Here is a 24,128-nt window from a genome sequence, read left to right as displayed (position 1 = left end):
CGAAGATCACCCTCAGGGGCCCACTAACGTTGTTCGCACCCGTTCCGACATCGTCCGACGACCAGGTTGGGCAAAAATTCGATAAGGCAAGCCCCGCCCCGGAGGGCACGCGCATTGATGCGATTCGGGAGACGTTTCCACACGGCCTCGGTCGATTTTTGACATGGGAACCGCCGACTCCAGCAACATCTTGACGGCACTAGCGGGCGGTAGAACGTGCTTATGCGTATCAATGATGCGCCGAGCGATTAAGCCCAACAACGCAGGCCAGTTCTTGGGAGGGTGGCCATCCTTCAGAAAGTAGGAAGCAACAATGCCAAAGGTCCTGTTCAAAGCTGCACGCGGTTCTTCCATATACTGACCGGGGCCAGGGTATCGCGGGATACCAAACGTTTCTCTCCCCATGGTTTGCATCACGTGAGCGGCCAGTTCGCTAATGTTGGGGAGTTCATGATTGTCCTGAAGCCCCCCCGCCGCAGTACTAAGGAATGACAGACGATCCGGACGAGTGACGAAGAGAAAGTGGTTGATTGATTCGCCAAGAATGAACGACTCGTTTGATTTGGTTTGTGCGTGAACCAGGAAGTCACCCGGATTGCGGTTAAACGGCTGAATCAGGGTACGCCAAACGGCAAGTTGAGCCGCGAAGCCGCCACAGGCTCCAATCGCGACCATTATCGATGGCAGATGTTTTTTATAGGTGACGGCAAACATGCCTATCGGTATAGCCACACCTTCACTCTCGGCAATTCGGCTTGAGATGATCACGTCGTCCCCTAACTATGCTTGACGAGCAAGCAGTATCTGGCGAGCTTTGCTTCTTGAACGTCTCCTTTCACACATTCCAGAGGGCCGCTTTGGGTCGGTCAGAGACCGCCGCATCTCAGCTGGGCAGCCGGAGCTGACCGGCCACTCTCAGTGAGTCAGCCCTCGGTCGACAACGACCGAATCGATAGAGAAGCGGGCCGATGATCAGCGATCGCCTTCAGACCTCTCCTCGACAATACGACGATAGTCCGTCCTGGCCTGTGTCTGTTTCCGCACCGACCTCATGACATCCGGTGTGCGCGAATACCTCGGGACTCGCCGCCTCAGGCCCGTAGCGAGCATGTGCCGGTACAACTTTCAGGACTGTCGGAAGCACGCCATGCGCAAACTCATCATGGGCATTGTCGAATTTCGCGAGAAGATGCTACCGCGGTACGCAGAACAGTTCAGCAAGCTCGCGCTCGCGCAAACGCCTGACGCACTCTTCATCACGTGCTCGGACAGCCGGGTTGTTCCGGACCTGCTCGCATCGACTCATCCCGGCGATCTCTTTACGATGCGCAACGTCGGCAATCTGATACCGCCGGCAACTGCGGAAGGGGTCTCGACCGGCGACCTCTGCGAGGCAAGCGCAATCGAGTACGCGGTGTTGGTGCTGAAAGTCGCGAATATTGTCGTGTGCGGGCATTCCGAATGCGGCGCCATGAAAGCTGTCTATTCACGCAACCCGAAGCTGAAAGCACCGAATCTCGATAAATGGCTCTATCACGCCAGCAACGCGGCGTTTCGCCTCGAACATGAAGGTCCGCTCGATGACAGCCTGAAGCCGCACGACCAACTGTCGCAACTCAATGTCCTGGTGCAGATCGAGCATCTGATGACTTACCCGATCGTGCGCCAGCAAGTCATGGCCGGGGCGCTGGTATTGAGCGGCTGGTGGTTCGACATAGCGACCGGCGACATGTACGCCTACGAGCGGGCGAGCCGTTCGTTCGAGGTCATTGACCGCGCGCTGGCCGAGCGGCTGGCTTCGCGCCTTGCCTCGCGCGTGCGGTGAAAGCGGGGACGATATCAGCATGGCCATCCGCACCACGCGCGAAGCGCTGTCCCGCATTTTCTACCAGCGCTGTTTCTGGCTCTTTGTGGTGTTGCTCACGCTCATCGGCGCGGTGTCGTTTGTGCCGCCGAGCGACAGTGGCCGCCTCGTCCTGAACGTCGTCAATATGTTCCTCCTGCTGGCGACCGTCGCGGCAGTCGGCCGCACGACCCTGTCGTTCGTGATCGTGCTGTTGCTTGCCATTCCGGCCATGTGGTTCCAGTACCTCGGCCTGTGGCACGATGACGACAGCAGCCTCGCTGTGTCCTGGCTATTCAGCGCTGTGCTCTACTTCATCACTGTCGCGTATCTCCTCCGCTACGTGTTCCAGCCCAGGATCATGACGCCGGACAAGCTGTTTGGCGCCGCCGCGGCATATCTGTTGATCGGTGTCCTCTGGGCGTACGTCTACGCGAGTATCGGATTCTTTTATCCGCAGTCGTACCTGATCGTCGGGCAACCGGGCCGGCTCGTTTATGCCGACGCGCTTTACTTCAGCATCACCGTCCTCACGAGCACAGGCTTCGGCGACATCACGCCACTCACGCGCCCGGCACGCGGCATGTGCATGGTGGAACAGATCACCGGCAGCTTGTTCGTCGCAATCCTGATCGCCCGCCTTGCCGGCGTTTATCCTCCGCGAGAGAGTTACACCAACGACAAATCCTAGGAGAACGGCCTCGCATGGCCGGGCCACCCTGCGGACCTTGGTGCCCCCAAGCTAGTGAAACAATTCGGTGTAGGACAATATCCCGCGTCCGGTTCCACCCGCGACGAGAACCCTGCCGTCCGCCAGCAACGTTGCCGTGTGCCGCTCGCGCATTTGCTCGAGACTGCCGACCTGGGACCAGCTTCCAGTCGTGGGGTCGTACACTTCGCTGGCGAACAGGTCGCTGGATTCGATACCGCCAGCCACCAGCACTCGGCCGCTGGCCATGAGCGTGGCGGTATGGAAGTCGCGTGCCTGTCGCAAGCCGCCTGTCGTTGACCACGTACCCGTCGCCGGATCGTAGAGTTCAGCGGTTGCGAGCGCTCGGGTGCCATCGAATCCCCCGACTGCGAGCACCCTGCCGTCGCTGAGCTGCGCGGCGGCGTAGGCATCGCGGGCCTGGTTCATGCTGCCGGTTGGGGACCAGGTTCCCGTCGCAGGATCGTACAGTTCAGCCGAAGCCGGCGCGACGCCACCGGGTGCCTCGCCGCCGGCTATCAGGACCCTGCCGTCGGGCAACAGCGTCGCCGTGTGTTGCTCGCGTGCCTGGGCGAGACTGCCGGTCTGCGTCCAGGTGCCTGTGGCCGGGTCGTAGAGTTCGGCGGAAGCCAGTCCTCCTTGACTGCTGCCCTGACCCTCGCCGCCTGCCACCAGCACACGGCCATCGCGCAACAGCGTGGCGGTATGACTATCGCGCTGCTGGCCCATGCTGCCGGTCTGCGACCATCTACCGGTGGCCGGGTCGTAGAGTTCGGCCGAATTGAGTGCGTTACCTCCACCAGTGCCGAATCCCCCCGCCACCAGGACCCGCCCGTCGGGCAGAAGCGTGGCGGAGTGCGCTTGCCGGCTCCGCGCAAGGCTGTCGGTCCGTGTCCAGCCGTTTGTGGACGGGTCGAACAACTCGGAAGAGGACAGCGCCTGCTTCCTGTTTCCACCCGCCACCAGGACTCGCCCGTCGGGCAATCGCGTGGCCGTATGCCGGGCGCGCCCCTGATTCATGGCATCGGCGGGCAGCCACTCACCGACCTGGGGCGCGGCCACCGTGATGGTGAACTGCGTGGTGACGCTGCCGGCACTATTGCTGGCGGTAACGAAGAACGTCGTCTGGGCCTGCTCGACAGTCGGCGTGCCGCTGATGACCCCGGTCTGCGTGTTGAGGCTCAATCCTGCCGGCAAGGCGGGGGATACCGAAAACTGGGTGGCCTCGCCACCGGAGTACACGGGCTCGTTGTACGTGATCGGCACGCCGACAATGTATTCGGGCAGCGGATCCGCATAGACGAGGCCGGCCGGCGGCACGGCTACCGCAACCACTTCGATGGTCAGCAGGGCCTCGACACTGTCCACGCTGTTGGCGCCCGTCACCGTATAGACCGCCGCTGCGGTCACTGTCGTGGGGATGCCGGTAATGGTGCCGGTCTGCGGGTCAATGGCAAGGCCCGCCGGCAGTGCCGGTGACACGCTGTATTGCGTGATCTCGCCCCCCGTACTGATCGGCGTGTTGGGCGTGATCGGGGCATTGGTCGGGTAAATGACCGACCGGTCCAGGTAGTCCAGGCCGTCCGGCGCGATGGGAGCGTCCTTGATCTCGATTTCGACCCGGGTGGTGGTGCTGCCCGCGGCGTTGCTCGCGGTGACCGTGTAGACCGTGGCATGGCTGCTGCCGGCAGGCGTGCCGCTGATCGTACAGTTCTGCGGATCGAGGCTCAGGCCCGGAGGAAGTGGCGGAGACACCGTGCATTGGGTGATGGCGCCCCCGCTGTTGCTCGCCGTTTCCGGGACCACCGGAACGCCTACAGCGTAGATCGGCGATTCGTCGCGCTCGACCAGGCCGGCTGGAGGCGCGAGCGCATTGGTATTGCCGCCGCCACTACTGTCGCCATTGCTGCACCCGGTCACCGCGATTGCCAGAGGCATGAGCAGAGTTGCCAGCCAGCGCAGATTTGCCATCTCGGACTCCGGCAGGTCATCTGATGCAACCAGCATAGATCACAGTGCCGCGGCGCAGCGGGGGAAGACAAGGAAGCCCCGATGCGCGCTGCCAGCGATGTTCCGTTCCGAGATCCCCACCTTCGCCCCGCAGACCGGTGATGAGCAAAAAAATCGCCGCTTGCGGCGGCGATGGGGAAGGGGCGTCAGTCAAGATGGGGGTCTCAACGACAGGAACATTATAGTTTATGTATTAAGACATTACATACAACTTTAGTGGGGCATCCCTGAGCGACAATGCGACGCGCTTTGCCGTCGGCTCAATAAGGCTTGCCGAGGAACAGATAGAAGCTGTAGACGCCTGCCGTCGCACGGCCGTACGCGAGATAGAGGGGGCCGACCGGGCTGTCGAGCGCAAGGAAGATCGAGCCTGACTTCAGGATGCCCGTGGGACTGCCCGGCACCAGCGGCTCGCCGACGCGGCCGGCTTCCAGCGACATGCCGGCATAGACACCTTCCAGCAGGCTCTGCCGCACCAGCTTGTTGTAGTAGACGATGCGCGCGAACTGCAGGTTGCCGCCGAGCAGCTGGCCGGTGGTGTAGCCGGACTGCTGCAGGAAGCCGCCCCACTGGAACAGGTCATAGCGCGGCAGCGGGTTGTCGCCGATCTTGCTGCCCGCCTTGAAGCCCAGATTGAACGTGCTGTTGCCGAACGAGAAGGCGTAGGTGCCGTCGATCGTACCCTTGACGTAGGCGTCGTTGGCGCCCAGTCCCGGCTGGGACGCATAGAGCTTGAGCCAGCCCGCGTAGCCGCTGCGCGGGAAGGAAGTGCTGTCAAGCTGGTCCAGGAAGATGCGCCCGGTAATGGCCCCCGTCCGGATATGGCCGTTCCCCGGTGACAGCTGCGCGGGGCCTGTACTGAGCGAGGCGTCCAAGGTACCGGCCTGCACGCCGATACGGGCTTCGCCGTATTTGGTGAACTGGCTGCCGAAGTCCAGCGAAGCGCTGTAGCTGCGCACGTCGTATTGGGCAATCCGGGTAGTGCCCTGGAAGATGTTGACGGGACGGCGCTCCAGGTCGATGCGCGGTGCCACGAAGAAGTACTGGCGCGTGTTCAGCGGCTGGTAGAACTCGCTGTGCAGCGCGCTGGTCTGGCCGACCTGCAAGTCATTGCGCCATTCGGCGCCGAGCGAATTGATCCAGGGGCGCCGGTGGCTGGCGACCAGGTTGAAGAACGCATCGCCGCGGAAGTCCGTGTTCAGTCCCAGGCCGAAGCGCAGGTAGTTCGGGCCGTAGGTCTTTTCGACGGCATCGACGGCCATGATGTGCCTGCCAGGCTCTTCCAGGAAGCCGTAGTTCACATGTTCGAAGTCGCCGGTGCCGAACAGGCGGCGCATGTCGAGGTCGAGCTGTGCCTGGTCGATCGGTTGTCCGGGCTTGGTTTCCATCACCGATGCGGCATAGGCGGGATTGACCCGCTCCAGCGGCGCAAAGCGGATTTCATCGACCGGCCGCAGGTCCGGCGGCTCCAGGGCCTGCTGGCGCGTGCGCAGCGCTGCATACTGCTCAGGGGGCAGCGCCAGCGGCGCGAGGCGGTCGGCCACCTTGCGCGCGGCGGCTTCGCCGATGGGAATGGTGTTGGTCAGGTGGTCGAAATCGCTGGCCGAGAAATCACCCAGCTCGGGCAGGATCAGCACGTCGGTGGGCTTGAGCAGGGCCAGCGAGCTGCGCACATTCTGCTCGGTCAGGATGTTGAGCATCTGCCCCGTGACGCCGAGGATCGAGTTCAGCTCGTCGCGCCGCATCAGCGGCGTGCCCAGGTTGACGGCAATCACGATGTCGGCGCCCATCGTGCGCGCCACGTCCACCGGCATGTTGTCCGTCAGGCCGCCGTCCACCAGCAAGTGCCCCTCGTACTCGGCCGGCGCCACGGCACCGGGCACGGACATGCTGGCGCGCATCACCTGGGCGAGTTCGCCCTTGCTGAACACGACCGGCGTGCCCGCGACCAGGTCGGTGGCCACGGCGCGGTAGGGTATCGGCAGGCGGTCGAAGTCACGGTAGCCCGGCACCTTGGCCAGTTGCCGCAGCACCGTCTCGAGCTGCACGCCCGATACTGCGCCCTTGGGCAGCTGGATCTTGCCGTCCTTGATGCCGATCTCGGGCGTGAACAGGTTGGTGTAGTCGTCGAGCTTGCGGCGCACCGTCAGGTCCTGGCGCGGCGGGCGCTCCTTGAAGATCTTCGCGGTCGACAGACCGGCCACGAGCGTTTCCATATCGCCCGGCGCCATGCCGCTGGCATAGGCGCCGCCGACGAGAGAGCCCATGCTGGTACCGGCGATGCAGTCCACCGGCACGCGCATCTCTTCCAGCACCTTGAGCACGCCGATATGCGCCGCGCCACGCGCACCGCCGCCCGACAGCACCAGGCAGATGCGGGGGCGGCCCAGGCCGGGAGGTGGCACCGCGGGCGGTGACGCCGGCGTGGTGGCAGGCGGCGGGCCGGGTGCCGGCGTTGGCTGATCCGTGGCTTCGGCTGCACGCGCACTGCCCAGCACCAGCAACAGTGCGGCAGCAGGCAGCGCAGCCAACAGGGATCGAGTCGCAACGTTCATGGGACAGGTCCGCAGACGCCGGGAGGTACGGCTCGGGTCGCCCGGCCGGAGAGACATCCCAGTGACGGGCCAGCCATGCTTGGGGATATCTTGGCGCAAAGCCCGCGGACCCGAACCCACCGTCGAAACAATTCATCATGGCCCGCGGAAGCGTTCAGATCGCCGCGCCGCACCACAACATGCCAGGCGCCGCGCGAGCGGAACGGCTACCATCTATGGAACGGGCAAGGCTCTGGGGACCGAATGCACGGTTATTTCTTTTACCAGACCGCCGCGGGACAACTGACCCTGATTCCTCGGGAAAGAGACTGGATGCTGATGTTGGGCAATGGCGTCGTCGGACGCTATCCGGACGCCCAGACGGCGGTGGACGCCCTTCACGGGGGCGAATTGCGAGTGAGCGGGCAGCCACTGGACGCCCGGGGCCTGGGGATTCCCAGGCGCGCGCACGACTGGCTCTACCATGTGTTGAGCCGCTGAGCGGCCAGCCGGCATGCCGGCGCCCGAAGGAGGGGAACCGCCATGACTGCACTCGTCGATTGGGCGCGCGAGCATACCTGTCGCCTCTTTCCCATGTCGGCGCAGTACAGCGCCGGCTGCGGCAGCCAGGTGGAGGTGAACTGGCAGGCGGAGCCGCCAGGTTCGGGTGGCCGCCCGCGTCACGGCGCGGCGCTGCAGTTCGACCAGGACGTGATCGATGCGGTCTACATGGCCGACGCGGCCGAACTTGCGCGCATCGGCTGCAAACTGACGGACGTCGTGTCGCGCTGGCTGGCGGGCGACGATATCGCATGCCTGGGCAGCGACAGGCTGGTCATCCCCGTGGGGAACGGCTTGCTGAATCACTAGCCGGCTGTGGCGCAGGCATTACTCTGGCATCACTCTGGCATCACTCTGGCATCACTCTGGCATCACTCTGGCATCACTCCGGCTCGCTTTCCAGCCCGGGCATATACTGTCGGCAACGCCGGCGTTGCCGGCCTTGCGACTTCGAGCTGTTCCGTGCCCGACCATCCCGATCAAGACGACCCCCGTCCCTTGCCGCCCGAGCGGCCCGGCGACGACGAATGCTGCGGCTCCGGCTGCGACCCCTGCATCTTCGATTACTACTACCAGGAACTGGAGCGGTATCGCGACGAGCTGAAGGCGTGGGAATCGCGCCAGGCGGCCCGCCAGTCCACGGAGGATTCGCCCACTTGAGCGCGCTCGGCGACTTCGTGCGGCAGCATCCGCGCCTGTTCGTGCTGACCGGCGCGGGCATCAGCACCGACTCGGGCATTCCGGGCTACCGCGACGCGAACGGACAGTGGCAGCGTTCGCAGCCGATCACGCTGCAGGCCTTCCTGGGCTCGCACGCGGCGCGCCAGCGCTACTGGGCGCGCAGCATGATCGGCTGGCCCGTGGCGGCCGGCGCACAGCCCAATGCCGGCCATCACGCGCTGGTGGCGCTTGCCGGCCAAGGGCACGTGACGCGTCTGGTCACGCAGAACGTGGACGGCCTGCACCAGCGCGCCGGCAGCGAGGACGTGATCGAACTGCACGGCAGCATTGGCAGCGCGATCTGCCTGTCCTGCGGCACGCGCCATGACCGCGCCAACGTGCAGCGGTGGCTGGCCGAGCAGAACGGCGCGTTGCGCGATGTGATGGCCGAGCCCGCCGCCGACGGCGATGCCCATTTCGAATCGCCGCTGTTCGCGCATTTCCGCGTGCCGTCGTGCGAGCGCTGCGACGGCCTGCTCAAGCCCGACGTGGTCTTCTTCGGTGAATCTGTCCCGCGCGATCGCGTGGATGACGCGCGCGCGGCATTGGCGCAGTCGGACGCGGTGCTCGTGGTCGGCTCGTCGCTGACGGTGTATTCGGGCTATCGCTTCTGCGTCTGGGCCGGCCAGATGGACAAGCCGGTGGCCGCGGTCAATCTTGGCGTGACGCGTGCCGATCCGATGCTTGCCCTCAAGGTCGAAGCGCCATGCGCGCAGGCGTTGTCCGAACTGACGGCGCAACTCGCGGCGGCCGGGTGATTGACCGGCGCGCCTGCGGCCGCTAGCATCGTCTCATTGCATTTTCTGTTTTCCACGCTTCCGATCCCATGAACGCAGCCCGCCATCGCCACGCCCCGTCTGCCCTTGCGGCCGGCGCGCGCGCACGCGGCCTGGCTGCGGTGATCTCGGTCGCTTCCCCGCCTCCTGTCGCATCGCCACCCCCGGCGACCGCCGGCGCGCCTCCGCCGCCGGCATTGCTCGGCTGACGGGTTCTACCCGCAGCACCTCCTGACGTCTCCGGTATCTGCCACCGTTGGCGCGCCATCGCGCCGATGGCACGCGCGCGTGCCGGAGCCTGCCATGCATTCGACAGGTGCAACACCATGCGCATTGACAACAACCTGGCGGCACAGACCGGTGCCGCTTCCGGCCAGCGCTCGCTGGCCTCGCTGGGCGCCACGCCCCTTTTCGTGCTGCTGTGGAGCAGCGGCGCCATCTTCGCCCGCTGGGCGCTCGACCATGCCACGCCGTTCGCGCTGCTGACGCTGCGCTTCGCGCTGGCGCTTGCCGTGCTCGTCGCCATCGCGCTCGCCCGCGGGCCCCTGCTGCCGCCGCGCGGCGAACGCTGGCTGTGCGCGCTCGCGGGCTTGCTGATGATCGCCGGCTATTCCATCGGCTATTTCCTGGCGCTGGAGCGCGGCCTGACGCCGGGCGTGCTGGCCACCATCCTCGGCGCGCAACCGATGCTCACGCTGCTGCTGACGGAACGGCGCTTTGGCGCGGCGCGGATCGCCGGACTGGCACTCGCGCTTGCGGGCCTGGCGATGGTGGTGGCAGACAGCCTGCTGATGGCGCGGCTGTCGCCGGCCGGCGTGCTGTTCGCGCTGGCCTCGCTGATGAGCGTGACGGCGGGCGCGATCCTGCAGAAGCGCCTTGCCGGCACCCCCGCGCAGGTCCTGCCGTTGCAATATGGCGTGAGTACCGTGGCCTGCCTGCTGTGCCTGACGTTCCAGCCGTTCGCGTTCGACGCCACGCTGGCGTTCTTCGTGCCGCTGCTGTGGCTGGCGCTGGTGATTTCCGTGGCCGCGACGCTGCTGTTCTACCGCTTGATCCGGGCCGGCAACCTCGTCAACGTGACGAGCCTGTTCTACCTCGTGCCGGCGGGCACGGCCGTGTTCGACTATCTGCTGCTGGGCAACCGGCTGGCGCCGATGGCGCTCGCCGGGATGGGTGCCATCCTGGCGGGGCTGGCGGTGGTGTTCCGGCGCAGGCCGGAACACTGACCGTCGTGGCTCAGGCCGCGGGCTTGCCTCGCAGCAGCTTGCCGGGCAGGGCGCCGGTGGCTGTCTTGTGCTCGAAGCTACCGGCGTGACGCGCTATCGATCCTTCACCTCGACGCGGATGCCCTCGGGGTCCACCTTGATCGCGCCGGGCTCGACTTCCTTGCCGCCGAAACGCAATTCGTCGGGCTTGAACGTATAGATGGGGTAATCCTTCAGCAGCTGCTGGGCGACCACCGCGCCAATGGCATTGAGCTGCTCCCTGTACAGCGCCATGCCCTGCACCTGCACGTCCTGCACCGTGGGGTTGTCCAGCAGCACGGCGCGCTGGGTCTTGTCGTAGCGCAGGCCACTGTTCAGCGAGAGCGTGCCGTTGACGGGCGGCGCTGCGGCCAGCCCATTGGTGAGCTGGGCATCCATCTGCGTGGTGATGCGGTTGTTGGCGTCGTCAAGCACCAGGCGCGGGTGGGTGAGCTGCACGCTGACCACCTGCGCGTAGCGCAGCGTGGCCGGGAAGCGCTTGTCGACGGCCTGCTGCAGTTCCTGCTTTGTGAAGGTGTATTCGCCGGTCCAGATGTTGTAGCCGGCGTGGGCGGCGGTGGCGGTGGCCACGGCAAGGGCCGCCGCGGCGAGCATTAGGCGTCGAAGAGGGCGTCGATGAAGGCGCATGTGGCGATGGGTGCGCGCATTGGCGCAACGTTGTCTGCGTAGGTGCCTGTCAGACACGGATCGGCACCGCAACGTTCCGGCGCATGGGCAACGCCGCCGCCGTGTACGGCATCGGCTTCAATAGTGCGGGGGAATCTCGTGCTGCGGGTTGGACTCGGCAGCGGTCGACGGGGCGCTGTGCACCTGCTGGTAAAGCGCGCGGAACTGCTCCTGGAGCAGGTCGAGCTGTTGCTGCTGGCGCGCGACGGTCAGGTTCAGCGTTTCGAGCAGGTCTTCCTGGAAGGCGAGCTTGATTTCAAGTTCTATGAGGCGGTCATCCATGGCGTGTGTCTCCGGCTTCATCTCCGGCAAGGGCGCCGAGCCGCGCATTGTAAGCGAGGCGCGGCGCCCGGGTCCTGCCGGAACAGTCAGCCGGTTAATGCCCTTACTGGTGCGGCGCGGGCTTGATCAGCATCCACAGCACGCCGAAGCGGTCCGTCACCATGCCGAATTTCTCGGCGAAGAAGGTCTGGGAGAGCGGCATCATCACCTGTCCGCCTTCGGTCAGGCCGTTGAAGGCTTTTTCCAGCGCGGACACATCTTCATAGGAGATCGACAGCGCGACACCCTGGAACTGTGGCTTGCCCGAGCAGCGGCCGTCGGACACCATGATCAGGCTGTCGCCGACCGTGAACTCGGCGTGCATCACCTTCTCATCCATATCGGGCGTGGGAGCGCAGCCTTCGCTGGCGGCTGCCTTGTCCTTTTCTGGGTTGTCCTTGAACCGCATCAGCATGCCGGGCTTGGCGCCGATCGTCTTCTTGTAGAACTCGAGTGCTTCCTCGCAACGGCCTTCGAAGAACAGATAAGGCTGGACTAGCATGGACATCTCCTGGTTTGGCGGTCCTGGCGGACAGCCTTGGGAATCAGTCTGGACCCGGGCCCGCGGCACCGGTCATGATCGGCAGCACTGCGTTTGTGTACGCCGTCCACAATACCTTAGCAAAGAAAATGGACGACGTCCACATCGCTTTGCCAGGGCCCGGCGGGGCCGACTGCGGCCGATGCCATGGCATAGAATGGCCGCGCCCGGCTATCTCCAATCTGGCACGGCGGGCACCGACAGACAAATGGGGTTGCATTGCGTTACGAACTCACCGACCTGCGCCTGTTCCAGGCTATTGCGGATGCACAAAGCCTGTCCGGCGGCGCGTCGGCCACGCACATCACGGCTTCGGCGGCGAGTTACCGGCTGAAGAACCTGGAGCACGCGATGGGCACGCCGCTGTTCGTGCGCAATGCGCGCGGCATGGAGCTGACGCCGGCGGGCGAGACGCTGCTGGTGCATGTGCGCGAACTGCTGCTGGGCGTGGAACGCATGCATGGCGAGGTCGGGCGTTTTTCCGCCGGCCTCAAGGGACACATCCGCCTGCTGGCCAACAGCAGTTCGCTCAACGGATTCATCATCCCGAGCGTGAGCCGCTTCCTGGCGGCGAACCCGGACGTGAATATCGACCTTGAGGAGCGCGCGAGCCAGGCCATCCTGACGGCGGTGGCGGCGCACGAAGCGGACATCGGGATTCTTGCCGGGGACTTCGATACGACCGGCGTGCGCTCGGTCCGCTATGCCGTCGATGAGCTGATCCTCGCCGTGGCGGCAGACCATCCGCTGGCGCGCGAGGCGGAGGTGCGTTTCGGTGCGTCGCTGGCGTTCGATTTCGTCTGCATGAGCCGCACCAGCAGCAACTTCCTGTTCCTGCGCGACATGGCGCAGCGCGCGGGCAAGAGCCCCAACGTGCGCCTGCACGCGCACAGCTTCGACGCGGTGCTGTCGCTGGCGGAGGCGGGCGTCGGGGTGGCGCTGGTGCCGCGCAGTGTCGCGGCGGCGGCGTTGCGCGAAGCGCGCGTGGTGGGGGTGCGGCTGGCCGAGCCCTGGGCGCTGCGCGAACTGAACCTGATCGTGCGCGCCGATGGCAAGCTGCCCGGGTTTGCCGCCGCATTCGTGCAGTTCCTGCTGAACGATCCGCGCGTGGCGGCGACGCGCGAAGGCGGAGCGGTCGCGGCGACCGCTCCGTAATGCGACCGCTCCGTAGTGACCACGCTGCTGCGCTTTACCGCTTGCGGTTGAGGAACGTCGCCATGTGATGTTGCGGCTCGCCCGTATCGAACGCGCGGCCAAACTCCGCCACGCTGTTGTCGATCGATACGTCGAGCGGCGCTTCTTCCCATTCGCGCAGCAGGCGCTTCTGTTGGCGCACGACCTGCGGGCCGAAGCCCGCGAACAGCGCCGCGACGCGTTCGACTTCCGCATCCAGTCCGGCCAGCGGCACCACGCGGTTCACCAGCCCCCACGACAGCGCTTCTTCCGCACCGCACAGTTCGCCCGTCAGCAGCATCCACGCGGCGCGTGCGTTGCCGACCAGCCGCGGCATCAGCGCGGCGTGGATCACGGACGGAATGCCGACCTTGACCTCGGGCATGCCGAGCTGGGCATTGTCCGCGGCAATGCGCAGATCGCAGGCCAGCGCCAGCTCCAGCCCGCCGCCCAGGCACCAGCCCGGCATGCGCGCTATCACCGGTGCCGGGAAGTGCCGCAGCGCGTCGCACAGGCCTCGCAGGCCGCTGATGAAGGCCTCGGCGCTTGCGCGTGTCAGCGCCGCCATCTCCTTGATGTCGGCACCGCCGATAAAGCCCTTTTCGCCCGCGCCGCGCACCACCAGCACGCGCACGGCGTCGCTGGCGGCCAGCGCACCGATCGCACGGGTCAGGTCCGCGATCACCGGCGTGCCGAGGATATTCAGCGAGCCCGCTTCACGGATGGTCAGCGTGGCCACGCCGCGCTCGTCGATCTCGACGCCGGCGTGCCTATTGGATGCGGGGGATGCGGGGGATGCGTGTTCGCTCATGATGGCGCGTTCCTTATTGCAGCTTGGTGAAGTGGATGTCCTCGACCACCTTCTTCCAATGCGCGTTCTGCGAACGGATCAGGTCGGCGAAGGCCTTGCGCGAGGTCCATGCCGGAATCGCGCCCTGCTTCTCGATGGCGGCGATCACCTCCGGCTCGGCCAGCACCTGGCGCACGGCGTCGTTGAGCTTGTCGAGGATCGGTGCCGGCGTGCCGGCAGGGGCGCCCAGGCCGAACCACGACGGATTGTTCATGGCGCCCAGGCCGGCTTCGGCATAGGTCGGCACGTTCGGCAGCACCTTCAGCCGCTGCGTTGCCGCCACGGCCAGCGGCTTGAGCTTGCCGCCCTGGATCAGTCCCGACGAGGACGGGATATTGTCGAAGACGACCTGGATCTGGCCCGCCACCGCGTCGTTGAGCGCCGGGCCCAGGCCCTTGTAGGGCACGTGCAGCATGCGCGTGCCGGTTTCGTTCATGAACAGCTCACCGTTCATGTGGCTCAGGCCGCCGTTGCCGGACGAGCCGAACGAATACTTGCCCGGGTTGGCCTTCAGCAGCCTGATGAAGGCCGCCAGGTCGGTGGCCGGAAAGGCCGGGTTCACGACCAGCACGTTGGGCACGTCGGCCAGGTTGCTGACCGGGGCGAAGTCCTTCACCGGGTCATAGGCGGTCTTCAGGTACACGTTCGGGTTCACCGCGTGCGAGCTTTCCACCTCCATCACCAGCGTGTAGCCATCGGCCGGCTGCTTGGCCGCATAGGCACTGCCCACCGCGCCGCCGGCGCCGGGGCGGTTTTCCACGACTACGGGCTGGCCGATCACCGGGCCCAGCCGCGTGCCGACGATGCGCGCAATGATGTCGGTGGTCCCGCCGGCCGCGTAGGGCACGATCAGCTTGATCGGGCGGTCGGGCCAGGCAGCCTGCGCGGTGCTTGCCAGGCCAAGGCCGGCCAGCAGGGCGACGGCGGTAAGGGTGGGTTTCATCGGGTGTCTCCGTGTCAGGGGTATCGGTTCTGTATGGCCCGGCGGCGTCAGGCCGCCGCGGTGTGCTCGCCCAGCAGGGGCGGCGGCTGCAGCGGTCCGGTCTGGCCGGCCAGCATCGGGTTGCGCACCATCGGCAGGTCGCCCATCACGGGGTGCCGGGCGACCTGCTGCAGCCCGCGGTGCCGCACCTGCGGATGCGCGAAGACCTCTTCCATGGTGTGGATCGGGCCCCACGGCACGCCGGCGGCATCGAACGCCCCGGTCCATGCGGCGCGCGTGCGTGTCGGGAAGATCTCCGTCAGCAAGGCGCGCAGTTGCGGCAGGTGTTCGATGCGTGCGGAATTGGTGGCGTAGCGCGCGTCCCGCGCAAGCCCGGGCAAGCCGGCGACCGTGCAGAAGCGCGCGAACTGGCCGTCGTTGCCGATGGCGAGAATCAGGTAGCCGTCCGCGCAGCGGAACACTTCGTATGGCGCGCAGTTGGGATGCGCATTGCCCGTGCGCTGCGGGTTCTCGCCGGACACCAGGTAGTTGGCGCCCTGGTTGGCGTTGAGCGCCACGGCCACGTCGAGCAGCGCGATGTCCAGGTGCTGGCCGACCCCGGTGGCCTGGCGCTGGTACAGCGCCGCCAGCACGGCCGAGGTCGCGTACATGCCGGTGCTCAGGTCCACCACCGCCACCCCAGTGCGCAGCGGGGCGGCACCGGGGCTGCCGTCGGGCTGGCCGGTGTAGCTCATCAGCCCGCCCATGCCCTGGAACACGTAGTCGTAGCCGGGCTTGTCGGCCATCGGGCCGTCCTGGCCGAAGCCGGTGATCGACAGGTAGACCAGCCGCGGGTTGATCGCCTTGAGGCTGTCGTAGTCCAGCCCGTAGCGCCGCAGCGTCCCGACCTTGTAGTTCTCCACCAGCACGTCGGCCTGGCGGGCCAGCTCGCGCACCTGCGCGGCGCCTTCGGGCGTGCCGTAGTCGATCGCCACCGAGCGCTTGCCGCGGTTGCAGCTGATGAAGTAGGCGGACAGCCGCGCGTCGCTGCCATCGGCCGCCTGCAGGTAGGGCGGCCCCCAGCCGCGCGTATCGTCGCCGCGCTCGGGGTGTTCGACCTTGGTCACCGCGGCGCCGAGGTCGGCCAGGTTCTGGGTGCACCAGGGGCCGGCCAGGATGCGCGACAGGTCCAGGACCCGGACGCCTTCAAGGGCGCGTTGAAGCATGACAACTCCGCATTCGCAAGACAATGCGGCGCAGTATAGGGAGGGGCCCCGGGCCGAACCAGTCGAGAGTTTTTAAGGGCGCGTTCGCCGGTTTTGAACGGTCCGGCATGGCCTGTCAGGACGCCGGGTTTGGCGCCAGCCCGCTGCCGTGTCACAATTCGCGTTTGGCACCTGACGCGGCGCGTGACTCGGCCGGCCGCAGTCCCTGTGCTTCCGGCCCCGGCCGAAAGCCGCTCAAAGAGCCGACAAATTCACATAGATTTACTGGCGATGACTACCATCCTTCAGCACATTCCCTCCGGCCAGCGCGTCGGCATTGCGTTCTCTGGCGGCCTGGACACCAGCGCGGCGCTTCTCTGGATGCGCCAGAAGGGCGCCATCCCCTACGCCTACACCGCCAACCTGGGCCAGCCCGACGAGCCGGACTACGACGACATTCCGCGCCGCGCCAAGGCCTACGGCGCCGAGGAAGCCCGCCTGGTCGACTGCCGCACCCAGCTGGTCGCCGAAGGCATTGCCGCACTGCAGTGCGGTGCCTTCCACATTTCGACCGCCGGCATCACCTACTTCAACACGACCCCGATCGGCCGCGCCGTCACCGGCACCATGCTGGTCGCCGCGATGAAGGAAGATGGCGTCAATATCTGGGGCGATGGCAGCACGTTCAAGGGCAACGACATCGAGCGTTTCTACCGCTACGGCCTGCTGACCAACCCCGGCCTGCAGATCTACAAGCCGTGGCTGGACCAGCAGTTCATCGACGAACTGGGCGGCCGCGCCGAGATGTCGGAGTTCATGCGCCAGAACGGCTTCGACTACAAGATGTCGGCCGAGAAGGCGTACTCCACCGACTCCAACATGCTGGGCGCCACGCACGAGGCCAAGGACCTTGAGCACCTGGACTCGGGCATCCGCATCGTGCAGCCGATCATGGGCGTGCAGTTCTGGCGCGACGACGTCGAAGTCAAGCGCGAGGAAGTCACCGTGCGCTTCGAAGAAGGCCAGCCGGTCGCGCTGAACGGCAAGACCTTCGCCAACGCCGTCGACCTGTTCATGGAAGCCAACCGCATCGGCGGCCGCCATGGCCTGGGCATGAGCGACCAGATCGAGAACCGCATCATCGAAGCCAAGAGCCGCGGCATCTACGAAGCCCCGGGCCTGGCGCTGCTGTTCATCGCCTACGAGCGCCTGATCACCGGCATCCACAACGAAGACACCATCGAGCAGTACCGCGACAACGGCCGCCGCCTGGGCCGCCTGCTGTACCAGGGCCGCTGGTTCGACCCGCAGGCCATCATGCTGCGCGAAACCGCGCAGCGCTGGGTGGCTGGCGCCGTCACCGGCGAAGTCACCATCGAACTGCGTCGCGGCAATGACTACTCGATCGTCAATACCACGTCGCCGAACCTGACCTACAAGCCGGAACGGCTGACCATGGAAAAGGGCGAGTCGATGTTCACCCCGCTGGACCGTATCGGCCAGCTGACCATGCGTACGCTGGATATCGTGGATACCCGCGAGAAGCTGCAGACGTATGCGAAGGCGGGGCTGCTGACGTCGTCGGTCAGTGCTTCGCTGCCGAAGCTGGAAGACTGATCGGGCGGCTGTGATGGTGCTGCGCGATGACGCAGCGGCATGAAAAAACCGGCACTCTGGGGTGCCGGTTTTTTTGTTCTTCAGATAGCCCTCAAGCCAGCCCGCCATCCGAAATCAAGGCGCCATCTGTGTCAACACAGGCATAACAGCCAGGGCGAATTGGTCAATTCTGCGTGGCGCCGGCCATGGCCGCCCAAGAAGGGCCATCCGAGGGGGGCTATGGCCGATGCGTGCGCAGCCAGTCGCGCAGGGCGTCGTTCATGCGTGTCTGCCACCCGTCGCCCATGGCGCGGAAAGCTTCCAGGACCTCGACGTCGTAGCGGACGCTGACGAGCTCCTTGCGTACCTCCAGCTTCGGGCGGCCGCGCCGTGGCTTCATCTGCTCGAACTGCTCGTCGCCGGGGACGAAGGTGTCAGTGTCGGCTGCGATCCCACGCGCAATCGCTGCCTCTTCCTGAGGGGTATTTCGAAGTAGCTTGCTCATAGCGTTCGATCTCGCGGTTGTTTGCCTTGCGCAGGCTGATTACCCGGACAATGTTGCCGCGCTGCGTAAACACCACGCAGTAGAGGCGGCAATCGATCGCCGCGTAGCCGATTTCGCGCAACTCGCCGTAATCCCGGCGGTTGTCCGGAGCACACCAGACCGCGGACCAGTCGATGGCAACAGCCAGCGCCAGCGATACACCGTGCTTGATCTTGTTGGCCACGTCCTTGCCAGGATCGTAGGTCGTGTGCATGCTATTTATTGTAGCTACATAAAATGTATGGTGCAACGAATTCCAGGCCACTCGGCATTTGTGATCCTCAAGGCCCAGGCCCCGCAGGAGCATAAGGCCCGACGTCTGGTCACGACAGGGGCTTCTGTCTGAATGTTCGGGCGCATAGACTGGTGTGACCATGCCCGAGGGGAGCCTCACATGACCACATCGCCTCCCGACCGCCCCGCAAAGACCACGCGCCGCCATTTCCTCGGCGAGATTGGCGGCCTTGCGGCCATGGCCGGCCTGCGGACCGCCAGCGCGGCGCAGAGCGCGCCTGCCGCCTGCCTGCTGACCCCGGCAGCCACCGAAGGCCCCTTCTATCTCGGCGATGCGCAGCTGCGCAGCGACATCCGTGACGGCCGTCCCGGCCAGCCGCTGCGTCTGCGGCTGACCCTTGTCGACGCAGACCGCGGCTGTGCCGCGGTGCCAGGCGCGCTGGTCAGCATCTGGCATTGCGATGCCGACGGGAGCTACAGCGGGGAAGACGGACCACGCGATGCCACGCGCTTCCTGCGCGGCGTGCAGCGGACCGGTGCTGACGGTGCAGCGGCCTTTGTCACCATCTATCCCGGCTGGTACCGGCCGCGTGCCGTGCATATCCACTTCAAGGTGCTGCTGGCGAACACCGAGGTGCTGACCAGCCAGCTCTACTTCAGCGATGCACTCAATCGCGAGGTGCTGGGCAGCCATCCGGCGTACCGCGCGCGCGGGGTGCCGACGCGCGTGAACGCGCAGGATCCGATCGCAGGCAGCGCGCCGCCGCTGGTGCGGGTACGCAGTGCGGCGGAAGGGCTGGATGGGGAGTTCGTCGTGGGGATTGCGCGCGGTGCCGCCCAGGGCAGGGGCGCGAGATCCTCCCTGTAGCGGGATCTGCCTGGGGGCCTATTCCGTGTCCTTCGGTGCGGCCGGCGCGCTGCCCGCGAGCAGGTTGGCATCGCGGCAAAGCCGCCAGTTGCCGTCGGCTTCCCGGCGCAACAGCGTGAGCGTATAGCCGGAGCGGTGCACCGCCTCGCCACCGGGCGGGGTCACGGTCAGTTCGATGAAGTTGCGCAGGTAGGCCCAGTCGCCCATCACCTGCACTTCGCGGATGTCGTAGCTGCCCTCCATCCGCACGGATTTCATGCCCGCCGAGGCCTGCGCGAACGCGCGCTTGCCGAAGGGCTCCTGTCCGGGAACCATGAAGACGACGTCGTCTGTCATCAGGCTCAACACGGTGTCGGTATCGCCGCGCTGGCTGGCGGAGAACCAGTTCTGTACCAGTTCACGGATGGCGCGTTCGTCGTCTGCGGAATTCATGTTTGCCTCGCTGGTGCCTCGGTGCACGGTCAAGCTGGGCATGGTAGTGCATCTGGCGGACGGGTCCGTCACCGATGCCGCTTTGCCGCCGAACCGGTCTTGTTTGCGATGCAAGGTATGTACCGGCGCCTCCGGTTCGGAAGATCGTCCCTCTGCGCGCCTTTGCCGCCACGGCGTCACGCACATGATGAATTTTCTACATCGAAGGCAGTTATTACGTTGCGTGCGGAAGCATGACTTGACCCGCAAGAGGCAAGGCAAAGCACATATGCGGGATCTGGAGCCGGCGCTTGTGCTGGTATGGCAGTTGCCTTGGTCCAACACAGGACCGGCGCGAAGGGCAGGCCCGGGTTGAGCCAGGCCTGCCGGCCGGTTGCCATGGCTTTGATGGAGGTAAGCATGAGCAAGAAGATACTGGTTTGCATGATGGTGGCAACCACCCTTGGCACGCTGGCAGGTTGCAGCGCGACCGGCACGGCGACCGGTTCGGGGTCGGGTTCGGGTTCCGGCACGGTGTCGGGCTCGGGCTCGGTCACAGACAACTCGGGTGGGCGTCCGCGAGGTTATGGCATGGCGCCGGGCACGTCGTCCGGGGCGGGCTCGTCCAGTGGCGCCACCTCAGGTGGTACGTCATCCACCGCTCCGCGCTATTGAAATGGCGTGAGCTAACGGCACAGACGATCTGTCACGGCGGGCACCGGCGATTTTCGCCGGTGCCCGCTTTGCATGGTCTCTGCGCTGTCTAACGGGAAGCCGTGCCGGTCCCGACAGTCACGCCGGCTGCCACCGGCGTTGCCGATTGTGGGGCCGATCGCGGGGCCGACTGCGGGGCCGACTGCGGGGCCGACGTATCCGCCGTTGCCGTACGCTGTGACCAGCCTCCACCCAGTGCCTTGTAGAGATCGACGCGGCTGGTCAGCCGCGCAAGCCGGATGGTGACCAGCGACTGCTGCGCCGAATAAAGCTGGCGCTGCGCGTCGAAGACCGGGAAGTAGTCATCCACGCCATTGCGGAACCGCATTTCCGACAAGCGCCGCGTCTCGCCGATCTCGCGCGCGAGCGTTTCCTGCGCCGCGGCTTCGCGATCGTACGTCCCGCGCGCGGCGAGTCCGTCGGCGACTTCGCGGAAGGCCTGCTGGATCGTCTTTTCATATGCGGCGACGTTGATGTCCTTTTGCACCCTGGACGCATCGAGCCTGGCCTGGTTGGCACCGCCGTTGAAGATCGGCATGGTGATCGACGGAGCGAACGCCCATGCCATGCCGCCCGAGAACAGTCCGGACAGTGCGGCGCTGGCCACGCCGATCGCCGCCGTCAGCGAGATGCTCGGGAAGAACGCCGCACGGGCCGCGCCGATGTCGGCATTGGCGGCTTTGAGCTGGTGCTCGGCGGCCATGATGTCGGGCCTTTGCTCAAGCAGCGCCGACGGCAGGCCGGCCGGCAGCTCGGCGACGAATGAGGTGTTCTCGAACGGCTGTGGCGGCGGCAGGTCTTCCGGCAATTGCGTGCCCACCAGCACCGCCAGTGCGTTCTCGTCCTGTGCGACCTGGCGTGTGTACTGCTCCACGCCCACGCGCGCCGTTTCGAGCTGCGTCTGCGCGCGGTGCATGTCGATCTGCGCCATGCCGCCGGCACGCTTGCTGCGCTCGACCATCTGCACGGCGGACTGCTGCACGTCGAACGTCTCCTGCGAGATCTTCAGCAGTTCCTTGTCGGCCTGCAGCGTCAGGTAGGCACTCGCGACTTCCGCCACCAGGCTGATCTGCGCGCTGCGGCGCACTTCCTGCACCGCCAGGTATTGTTCCAGCGCCTCATGCTTGAGGCTGCGCACGCGGCCGAATACATCGAGTTCGAAGGCATTGAAGCCAACGCCGGCCGTGTAGGCATGGAGGACCGATGGCTGTCCCGGCGCGCGCAACGTGCCGGGCACGCGCGATGCCACCATGCCTGCACTGGCGTTGATCGACGGGAACTGCGCCGCGCGCTGGATGCGGTACTGCGCGCGCGCCTGGTCGATGGCCAGTGTCGCCATGCGCAGGTCGCGGTTGTTCGCCAGAGACAATTCAATCAGCCGGCGCAGGCGCGCATCGGTGAAGAAGTCTTCCCAGCCGAGGCTGGCTGCGGGCGTCTGCGTTTCCGTTTGCGTCCGGGCTGGCGTCTGCTGTCCCTGTCCCTGTCCCTGCGCCTGCGCCTGAGCGCCCGTGCCCTGGGCATAGGCAGGTCCGGTAGGCCAGGCATTGGGCACCGGCTGGTCGGGCCGCTGATAGGTGGGCTCCAGCGTGCAGGCCGCGAGGGCAAGGGGAACAGTGGCCGCCGCAATGCGCCGCAAAGGGAAGAAGGTCCGCATCTGTCGTGATTTCATAGAGTTCATCCGTGGTCAACCGGCAAAGGCGCGGCGCAGCAGTTGCGCGATGGCGACGCGAGGGCGGCCCTGGTATGCGATGTTGTGGGCGGGTTCGCTGAACAGCAGGCGGATCAGGCGGTGCCGGGCGGCCATGTCGGGCCGCAGCGCCACGCCGATGAGCCCCTTGCGCGTGCGGGCGACGCGGCATGGCACCCAGCCCAGTGGCGCCAGCCAGAAGGCGCCCTCGGCACCGTCCGGTGCGGCTGCCGCGTGCGGGCACAGCAGTGCCGCTCCGTTGCAGGAGAGGTCCCGCGTGACGCCGGCGAACTCGCGTGCCGTGCCATCCGTACCGTGCAGCCGAAGCAGGGCGCGTGCCTGGTACGGAAAGCGCTCTTCCTTGCGCGGCCGCGGCAGCTCGAAGCAGACCAGCAGCGACGCCAGGTAAAGCACCATCGATACGACGGTCCACATGACGTTGAACGCCACCCCCTGCGCGCCGGCATCGGCTGCCACGGCGCGTGCCAGCCCCATGCCGGCCAGCACGAACAGCGCGCCATAGAGCGCGGCGAACTTGCCGTGCACGACCACCTTCGAGCGGTCGAGTCCCTTGTTGGTGACCTTGAATGGCCGGCCGAAGGGCTTGATCACCGCGCTGGCCAGTGTGGCGGTGACCGCGGCCGCGGCGACGATCTGCGTGACTTCAGTAAAGATCGGCATCGCGCGCGAACCCGTCACCCAGATGCTGTAGGCCCAGTACAGCAACAGGGCCGGCACGCCGTAGGCCAGGAACTGCAGCGGATCGCCATACAGCGTGGGCACGTCCAGGTACCAGTACAGCAGCGGTCCGGCCAGCAGCATCAGCGTGAACGGCCGGCTGATCCAGTGCAGCAGGCCGTGCACATAGTGCAGGCGCTGCAAGCCTGTGTAGCCGCGCCCGCGCAGCGGCCCGTCGGCGGTCAGCGCCACCTGGATCGTGCCCAGGCCCCAGCGGCTGCGTTGGCTGATGTATTCGGGCAGGCCCTCGGCGGACAGGCCCACGCTCAGCCGTTCGTTGAGCCAGCGAGTGACGTAGCCGTGCGGCATGAGCCGGTACGTCAGGTGGATGTCTTCCGTGACGGTGCCGGTCGGGAAGCCGCCGATGGCTTCCAGCGCCTCGCGCCGCACCACGAACGAGGTGCCGATGCAGAACGCCGTGCCCCACGCGTCCTTGGCCGGCTGCATGATGTCGAAGAAGGCGCGCTGCTCGTCGACCCAGCATTCGGTCGAGCGCAGGTTGTACTGGATGGGGTCGGCGTTGTAGTAGAACTGCGGTGTCTGCACCACGCCGACCTGCGGGTCCCTGAACAGGCCGACGGTGCGCAGCAGGATATTGCGGTTGGGCGCGAAGTCCGCGTCCAGCACCATGATGAACGGCGCGCCCCCATCCGGCTGCGCCGTGCTGTGCTGCAGGCCGTTGTTGAGGTTGCCGGCCTTGGCATGGGTGTTGTCGGGCCGCGTCACGTAGTTGACGCCGACGCGCTTGCAGTAGTCCTTCAGCCAGTCGCGCCGCGTATCGTCGAGCACCCAGACGCGGAAGTTCGGGTAGTCGATCGCCTGCGCCGAGACGATGGTCTTCTCGAGCACCTCCAGGCCTTCGTTGTAGGTGGCGATGAAGATGTCCACCGCGGGCGCCCGGCGGTTGCGCCGCAGCGCGGCTTCGCTGGCGTCGGCGTCGGCGCTGTGATCCGACGTACGCGTGAGCGTGACAATGGAGATCAGCGTATAGGCGATGGTCAGCGTCTCGAAGCCGAAGAACACATGCGCCCACAGGCTCGGGAAATCCATGCGCAATTCGGGCAGCGTCTGCGAGAAGCGCCACACGTAGTAGACCATCAGCAGCACCGCCGCCGCGGCGCCGAACAGCCACCGGTCGGTGGCGCGGTGGCGGTCGCCGCGCAGGCACAGCACCGCGATCAGGAAGGCGCCGGCGTTGATCTCTACCAGCATGCGGTTTTCAAGAAAGTAGGCGAACATC

Annotated in this window: 25 protein-coding genes; 11 read left to right on the top strand and 14 right to left on the bottom strand. The window is 66.1% G+C overall.

Annotation, left to right across the window (positions count from 1 at the left end; all coding sequences use genetic code 11):
- Positions 1–12 precede the first annotated feature (12 nt).
- A complete protein-coding gene (locus tag KHO22_RS16275) occupies positions 13–768 on the bottom strand; it encodes a hypothetical protein (RefSeq protein WP_211948188.1) in 756 nt (251 codons plus the stop codon).
- A gap of 379 nt (positions 769–1,147) precedes the next feature.
- Between KHO22_RS16275 and KHO22_RS16270 the strand changes: the two genes are divergently transcribed.
- Positions 1,148–1,825, top strand: a complete 678-nt coding sequence (locus KHO22_RS16270) for a carbonic anhydrase (protein ID WP_211948187.1) — start codon at positions 1,148–1,150, stop codon at positions 1,823–1,825.
- A gap of 19 nt (positions 1,826–1,844) precedes the next feature.
- The gene (locus KHO22_RS16265) at positions 1,845–2,534 is read left to right on the top strand and encodes a potassium channel family protein (protein WP_211948186.1); all 690 of its coding nucleotides are present in this window, start codon (positions 1,845–1,847) and stop codon (positions 2,532–2,534) included.
- Between the two features lie 51 nt (positions 2,535–2,585).
- On the opposite strand, the gene KHO22_RS16260 is transcribed toward KHO22_RS16265, so the two are convergent.
- Positions 2,586–4,523 (bottom strand): putative Ig domain-containing protein, encoded by a 1,938-nt coding sequence (locus KHO22_RS16260; RefSeq protein WP_211948185.1) that lies wholly within the window; start codon positions 4,521–4,523, stop codon positions 2,586–2,588.
- A gap of 299 nt (positions 4,524–4,822) precedes the next feature.
- Positions 4,823–7,117, bottom strand: coding sequence for a patatin-like phospholipase family protein (locus tag KHO22_RS16255; RefSeq protein WP_211948184.1), 2,295 nt, complete (start codon positions 7,115–7,117; stop codon positions 4,823–4,825).
- Between the two features lie 243 nt (positions 7,118–7,360).
- Between KHO22_RS16255 and KHO22_RS16250 the strand changes: the two genes are divergently transcribed.
- From KHO22_RS16250 to KHO22_RS16230, 5 genes are all read left to right on the top strand, one after another.
- Positions 7,361–7,597 (top strand): hypothetical protein, encoded by a 237-nt coding sequence (locus KHO22_RS16250; RefSeq protein WP_211948183.1) that lies wholly within the window; start codon positions 7,361–7,363, stop codon positions 7,595–7,597.
- A gap of 42 nt (positions 7,598–7,639) precedes the next feature.
- Positions 7,640–7,966: a hypothetical protein gene (locus KHO22_RS16245; RefSeq protein ID WP_211948182.1), complete on the top strand. Its 327-nt coding sequence runs from the start codon at positions 7,640–7,642 to the stop codon at positions 7,964–7,966.
- Between the two features lie 153 nt (positions 7,967–8,119).
- Complete coding sequence (locus KHO22_RS16240; protein WP_230426896.1) at positions 8,120–8,317, top strand: oxidoreductase-like domain-containing protein; 198 nt, start codon at positions 8,120–8,122, stop codon at positions 8,315–8,317.
- Positions 8,314–9,135 (top strand): NAD-dependent protein deacetylase, encoded by an 822-nt coding sequence (locus KHO22_RS16235; protein ID WP_211948181.1) that lies wholly within the window; start codon positions 8,314–8,316, stop codon positions 9,133–9,135. The genes KHO22_RS16240 and KHO22_RS16235 overlap by 4 nt, the downstream gene beginning before the upstream one ends.
- A gap of 344 nt (positions 9,136–9,479) precedes the next feature.
- A complete protein-coding gene (locus KHO22_RS16230) occupies positions 9,480–10,379 on the top strand; it encodes a DMT family transporter (RefSeq protein WP_211948180.1) in 900 nt (299 codons plus the stop codon).
- A 93-nt stretch (positions 10,380–10,472) separates the two neighbouring features.
- Here the strand turns inward: KHO22_RS16230 and KHO22_RS16225 are convergent, their stop codons facing one another.
- From KHO22_RS16225 to KHO22_RS16215, 3 genes are all read right to left on the bottom strand, one after another.
- The gene (locus tag KHO22_RS16225) at positions 10,473–11,045 is read right to left on the bottom strand and encodes a DUF1439 domain-containing protein (protein ID WP_211948179.1); all 573 of its coding nucleotides are present in this window, start codon (positions 11,043–11,045) and stop codon (positions 10,473–10,475) included.
- A gap of 117 nt (positions 11,046–11,162) precedes the next feature.
- On the bottom strand, positions 11,163–11,366 hold the full coding sequence (locus KHO22_RS16220) for a SlyX family protein (protein ID WP_211948178.1): 204 nt from the start codon (positions 11,364–11,366) through the stop codon (positions 11,163–11,165).
- A 103-nt stretch (positions 11,367–11,469) separates the two neighbouring features.
- The gene (locus KHO22_RS16215) at positions 11,470–11,907 is read right to left on the bottom strand and encodes a VOC family protein (protein WP_211948177.1); all 438 of its coding nucleotides are present in this window, start codon (positions 11,905–11,907) and stop codon (positions 11,470–11,472) included.
- Positions 11,908–12,165: 258 nt separating this feature from the next.
- Here KHO22_RS16215 and KHO22_RS16210 point away from each other — a divergent pair, with 258 nt between their 5' ends.
- A complete protein-coding gene (locus KHO22_RS16210; RefSeq protein ID WP_211948176.1) occupies positions 12,166–13,101 on the top strand; it encodes a LysR family transcriptional regulator in 936 nt (311 codons plus the stop codon).
- 34 nt (positions 13,102–13,135) lie between these two features.
- Here the strand turns inward: KHO22_RS16210 and KHO22_RS16205 are convergent, their stop codons facing one another.
- Genes KHO22_RS16205 through KHO22_RS16195 form a run of 3 tightly spaced genes read right to left on the bottom strand, consistent with a single transcriptional unit; the run spans position 13,136 to position 16,117 of the window.
- The gene (locus KHO22_RS16205) at positions 13,136–13,930 is read right to left on the bottom strand and encodes an enoyl-CoA hydratase (RefSeq protein ID WP_211948175.1); all 795 of its coding nucleotides are present in this window, start codon (positions 13,928–13,930) and stop codon (positions 13,136–13,138) included.
- 13 nt (positions 13,931–13,943) lie between these two features.
- Complete coding sequence (locus KHO22_RS16200) at positions 13,944–14,912, bottom strand: Bug family tripartite tricarboxylate transporter substrate binding protein (protein ID WP_211948174.1); 969 nt, start codon at positions 14,910–14,912, stop codon at positions 13,944–13,946.
- Between the two features lie 47 nt (positions 14,913–14,959).
- Positions 14,960–16,117, bottom strand: coding sequence for a CaiB/BaiF CoA transferase family protein (locus tag KHO22_RS16195; RefSeq protein ID WP_211948173.1), 1,158 nt, complete (start codon positions 16,115–16,117; stop codon positions 14,960–14,962).
- A gap of 270 nt (positions 16,118–16,387) precedes the next feature.
- Here KHO22_RS16195 and argG point away from each other — a divergent pair, with 270 nt between their 5' ends.
- A complete protein-coding gene (argG, locus tag KHO22_RS16190; protein WP_211948172.1) occupies positions 16,388–17,713 on the top strand; it encodes an argininosuccinate synthase in 1,326 nt (441 codons plus the stop codon).
- A 217-nt stretch (positions 17,714–17,930) separates the two neighbouring features.
- Here the strand turns inward: argG and KHO22_RS16185 are convergent, their stop codons facing one another.
- Complete coding sequence (locus KHO22_RS16185; RefSeq protein WP_211948171.1) at positions 17,931–18,197, bottom strand: BrnA antitoxin family protein; 267 nt, start codon at positions 18,195–18,197, stop codon at positions 17,931–17,933.
- Positions 18,127–18,450 carry a BrnT family toxin gene (locus KHO22_RS16180; protein ID WP_211948170.1) on the bottom strand — a complete coding sequence of 108 codons (324 nt, stop codon included), beginning with the start codon at positions 18,448–18,450 and terminating at the stop codon, positions 18,127–18,129. The genes KHO22_RS16185 and KHO22_RS16180 overlap by 71 nt, the downstream gene beginning before the upstream one ends.
- 180 nt (positions 18,451–18,630) lie before the next feature.
- On the opposite strand from KHO22_RS16180, the gene KHO22_RS16175 reads away from it, so the two are divergent.
- Positions 18,631–19,338, top strand: coding sequence for an intradiol ring-cleavage dioxygenase (locus KHO22_RS16175; protein WP_211948169.1), 708 nt, complete (start codon positions 18,631–18,633; stop codon positions 19,336–19,338).
- Positions 19,339–19,356: 18 nt separating this feature from the next.
- Here KHO22_RS16175 and KHO22_RS16170 read toward each other — a convergent pair whose 3' ends face one another.
- On the bottom strand, positions 19,357–19,770 hold the full coding sequence (locus KHO22_RS16170; RefSeq protein WP_211948168.1) for a YybH family protein: 414 nt from the start codon (positions 19,768–19,770) through the stop codon (positions 19,357–19,359).
- A 399-nt stretch (positions 19,771–20,169) separates the two neighbouring features.
- Between KHO22_RS16170 and KHO22_RS16165 the strand changes: the two genes are divergently transcribed.
- A complete protein-coding gene (locus KHO22_RS16165; RefSeq protein ID WP_211948167.1) occupies positions 20,170–20,424 on the top strand; it encodes a hypothetical protein in 255 nt (84 codons plus the stop codon).
- Positions 20,425–20,512: 88 nt separating this feature from the next.
- Here the strand turns inward: KHO22_RS16165 and KHO22_RS16160 are convergent, their stop codons facing one another.
- Positions 20,513–22,141, bottom strand: coding sequence for an efflux transporter outer membrane subunit (locus KHO22_RS16160; protein WP_211948166.1), 1,629 nt, complete (start codon positions 22,139–22,141; stop codon positions 20,513–20,515).
- 6 nt (positions 22,142–22,147) lie between these two features.
- On the bottom strand, positions 22,148–24,127 hold the full coding sequence (locus tag KHO22_RS16155; protein ID WP_211948165.1) for a glycosyltransferase: 1,980 nt from the start codon (positions 24,125–24,127) through the stop codon (positions 22,148–22,150).
- Between the last annotated feature and the right edge of the window lies 1 nt (position 24,128).

Source organism: Cupriavidus yeoncheonensis, assembly GCF_905397275.1.
GTDB classification, from domain to species: domain Bacteria; phylum Pseudomonadota; class Gammaproteobacteria; order Burkholderiales; family Burkholderiaceae; genus Cupriavidus; species Cupriavidus yeoncheonensis.
Note: the sequence above shows the minus strand (reverse complement) of the source record. Positions and strands in the feature narration are given on the sequence as shown.